The following is a 3,506-nucleotide window of genomic DNA, read 5'->3' on the forward strand; positions in this document are numbered from 1 at the left end:
GACCAGGGCGCCGGCCAGGTCGGCCGGGGCCTTGCCGCGCAGGCGGGTAAGGCCGGCCTGGGCGATGTCGGCTTCGACGTCGCGGAAGCCCAGGGTCCAGTCGGCGGCCCCGGCGGCGAACACGGTCTCGGGGGTCAGCAGGGCGGCGGCGCCGGTCAGGCCGGCGGCGCGGAGGAAGGCGCGGCGATCCATGGGTCTTTTCTGTCTCAACGCAGGGTGATGGCCTGGGCGTTGTCGCCCGGCGTGACGGTGAAGGCGGCCGCGGCGAAGGCCGGCGGACCCATGTTGGCCTTGGCGCCGCCCGAGAAGCCGTAGGGTTCCACCGGCAGGCCGAAGGGGTTCATGCTCAGGCGCTGGTCGCCGTCGAGATCCTGGAACACCCGGACGGCGTAGGTCCCGGCGGCCAGGCCCTGGAGCTTGGCGACCGGTTCGGACGCCGCGGCGGGGACGAAGGTGACCTGCACGGGCTTGCCGCCGGCCCAGGCCGCCTGGCTGTCGAACAGGGCGACCATCAGCACGCCCTCGTGCGACTTCAGGTCGGGGAAGGCCACGGCCAGGCTGGCGTCGCCAGGTACGGGGGCGGCGGTGGCGGATGTGGCGAGGCCGGCGTCCGGAACGGCGGTCTGGCACAGGCCGGCGGCGGGAGCGGTCAGCAGGGCGGCGCAGGCCAGGAGCGGGAGAAGGCGCATCGGAAGGGTCCTTGCTTGGAGGGGTGATGAAAGGGGATGGTCAGAGCGACAAACGCTCAGCCGAAGAACACGCGCCACATCAGGCGGCCGGGCAGGAAGGTGAAGCCTCCGGCGACGATCAGCCCGCCGACGAACAGGCCGGTCATGAACCGGCGGTGCAGGCTGACCTTGTGGCGACGGGCGGCGTAGACGGCGATCGGCAGGGCGATGATCGTCCAGCCCGACAGCAGGTGGATCCAGCTCATGGCGCCGTGGTTCATCTCGTGGATGAACAGCGAGCTGATCGCCGTGGTCGCCATGGCGATCACCCAGGCCCAGCCCAGCGTGCGGTGCAGGGCCGAGCCCTTGACCCCGATCATCAGCACCGTGCCGATCACCAGGGCGCTGATGGCCGCGGTCAGGTGGATCTGGATCTTGGTCGGGGCGGCCAGCACCAGCGACAGGTCGGGCAGGTGCGCCCCGCTCCGGCTCGCCAGCAGCACGGGGGCGGCGGCGAGCGCCGTTGCGACGAGCACCCCGGCCACGCCGCGGCGGCGGATGTGGCGGGCGTCGGCGTCATGCATTGACAGGGCGGTCTCGGACATCTTGATCTCCGTGGGCGGCGGGCTTGCGTCGCCGCTTTCGAAGACCGCTTTAGGAGCCCGCCGGGCCGTGCCTCAATCGACGTTACGCCAGCCGACGGCCCCGCTTCGCCAATCGCCGCCGGGCGCCGTTCACGCTTCGCGAATGGCGGTCCTCGTCGCCCGTCACGGGCGCGGCTTCCTGGTGGCGGGGATCGCCGGCGTGTTCCTGGCCCTGGTCGGCGCCTTCGGCACCGGCGACGCGCCGCTGGGAATCCGCATCGCCTACTGGCTGGTGCTGTGCTGGTCGGGCGCGGCGGCGGGGGCGGGCGTCAGCGCCCTGGTCCAGACCAGCGGCCTGACCGAGCGGCGGCCGTTCGTCGGCGGCGTGGTCATCACCCTGGGCGTGGCCCTGCCGGGCACGGTCTATGTCTGGGCGGTGTCGAGCCTGCTGTTTGGCCAGGTCCCGCACGCGGCGACCCTGCCGCGCTTCTTCCTGCCGGTGCTGGTCATCACCGCGGCGATCACGGCGCTGAACTTCCTGACCACCCGCCAGCCGGTCGAGACCCACGCCGCCGCGCCCGAAGCCCCGCCGCCGCGCTTCCTGGAGCGCCTGCCGGCCAAGCTGCGCGGCGCGACCCTCTACGCCGTGGCGGCCGAGGATCACTATCTGCGCCTGCACACCTCCAAGGGCGAGGACCTGATCCTGATGCGCCTGTCCGACGCGGTGGCCGAGCTGGAAGGCATCGAGGGCGCCCAGACCCACCGCTCCTGGTGGGTGGCGCGCGAGGCTGTGGTCGAGGCCAGGCGCGGCGACGGCCGCGCCACCCTGACCCTGGCCTCGGGCGCCGAGGTCCCGGTCAGCCGCGCCTACGCCAAGGCCCTGCGCGAGGCCGGCTGGTTCTAGCTAGCGCTGCTTCAGCTTGAACGCCGTGAAGACGATCGACGAGATCAGCGCCAGTTCGCCGGCGTTGCCGAGCCAGAAGACGCCGCTGCCGGCGGCGGCGAACATCGCCAGGGCGCCGAGGCACAGCCACGGCAGCTTCTCGCGCCGCCAGAGGATCACGCCGACGCCGATCAGCACCACCACCGTCACGATCGAGGGGATGGGCGGGGTGGCGTGGGCGTAGGCGTAGCGCAGGGTGCCGGCGTATTCGCGCAACTCCAGGCTCATGTGCACCAGGTCGGTCCAGACGCCGACGGCGATCAGCGCGGCGGTCAGCACCCACACCCACAGCCGGCGGCGGAGGCCAGCGACGCCGAACACGACCAGGATCAGCATCGGCGTCAGCACCGCGTGGGCGACGTAGCGCGGGATCGACAGGCCCCGCAGCAGGTCGCCGGCCCCGATCGAGGATCCGGCGGCGATGATCAGGTTGTCCCAGCACAGTGTCGCGGCGATCAGGGCCAGCAGCCACACGCGCAGGGTGCCGGCGAAGGCCGCGGCGGCCAGCATGCCGGCGGCCAGCAGCCAGAACACGATTGGGATCACGAGACGCTCCGTCCGATTCGTCAGCTGGAACAGTAGAGCCCCATCGGGCGCCGGGGTCGGCGGCAATGGGAGTCGCCGCTACACGATCACGGGCGCCAGGCCGCCGGCCTTGAGGCGTCAGGCGACGCGTGCGACCTCATGGGGCATGACGCGCTTTCCGCCCAATCCTCACGACATGCTGCGGTTCGACTGGGAGGCGGTCGAGGGCGTGCGGATCTCGGCCGTGCTGGCCTACGAGACGCCGGCTGAACCGGGCGAGGACGCCGGCGCGCCGGGCCAGTGGGAAAAGATCGCCTTCGTGCTCGATGGAGAGGCGGTGGTCGCCTCCGTCGATTTCGACACCGACCAGCTGTTCGTCGAGCGCCTGCCGTTCGATCCAAAGCCCGCGCTCTGGGTTCCGCTGCCGGCGCTGGCCTATGCCGTGGACCGGCCGCTGGGCTGGGCCTGGGAGGTCCGCAACTATCGCGGCTATCTGGACGGTTTCATCCTGGCCTTCGAGGCGGACGGGGATGTGTCGGCGGCGCTCGCTCCGCGTTGCATGCTCCTGGGGATCGCCTCGCGGATCGAGGTCCTGAAGATCGGCTGAGGACAAACAAAAAGGGCGGCCCTCGCGAGCCGCCCTTTCCGTCAGTGACTGAACCTGTCGGCTCAGAACTCTTCCCACTCGTCGACCTTGGTCGCGGCGGCGGTCGCCGCGCCGCCGGAGCGGCCCGGGCGGACGAAGGTCTGGGCGCGGGCCTGGGCGGCGTGCACCGGGCTGGGCGC

General features: G+C 71.9%; 5 protein-coding genes and 1 pseudogene. 2 read left to right on the forward strand and 4 right to left on the reverse strand.

The annotated features are described in order from the left end of the window. The 3 genes and pseudogenes from DMC18_RS24045 to DMC18_RS24055 form a co-directional block, all read right to left on the reverse strand. Positions 1 to 192 (reverse strand): annotated as a pseudogene (locus DMC18_RS24045) (carotenoid oxygenase); the annotation flags it as partial. Positions 193 to 206: 14 nt separating this feature from the next. Then, positions 207 to 689 carry a DUF2141 domain-containing protein gene (locus tag DMC18_RS24050; RefSeq protein ID WP_110120092.1) on the reverse strand — a complete coding sequence of 161 codons (483 nt, stop codon included), beginning with the start codon at positions 687 to 689 and terminating at the stop codon, positions 207 to 209. Between the two features lie 56 nt (positions 690 to 745). Continuing rightward, positions 746 to 1,273, reverse strand: a complete 528-nt coding sequence (locus DMC18_RS24055; RefSeq protein ID WP_110120093.1) for a DUF2306 domain-containing protein — start codon at positions 1,271 to 1,273, stop codon at positions 746 to 748. A gap of 142 nt (positions 1,274 to 1,415) precedes the next feature. On the opposite strand from DMC18_RS24055, the gene DMC18_RS24060 reads away from it, so the two are divergent. Then, positions 1,416 to 2,156 (forward strand): LytTR family DNA-binding domain-containing protein, encoded by a 741-nt coding sequence (locus DMC18_RS24060; protein WP_110120094.1) that lies wholly within the window; start codon positions 1,416 to 1,418, stop codon positions 2,154 to 2,156. Here the strand turns inward: DMC18_RS24060 and DMC18_RS24065 are convergent, their stop codons facing one another. Then, on the reverse strand, positions 2,157 to 2,741 hold the full coding sequence (locus DMC18_RS24065) for a hypothetical protein (protein WP_146218195.1): 585 nt from the start codon (positions 2,739 to 2,741) through the stop codon (positions 2,157 to 2,159). Positions 2,742 to 2,886: 145 nt separating this feature from the next. Here DMC18_RS24065 and DMC18_RS24070 point away from each other — a divergent pair, with 145 nt between their 5' ends. After that, positions 2,887 to 3,327, forward strand: coding sequence for a DUF6334 family protein (locus DMC18_RS24070; RefSeq protein WP_110120096.1), 441 nt, complete (start codon positions 2,887 to 2,889; stop codon positions 3,325 to 3,327). Positions 3,328 to 3,506 lie beyond the last annotated feature (179 nt).

It is taken from the genome of Caulobacter sp. D5 (assembly GCF_003185805.1).
In the GTDB taxonomy this organism is placed as follows: Bacteria; Pseudomonadota; Alphaproteobacteria; order Caulobacterales; family Caulobacteraceae; genus Caulobacter.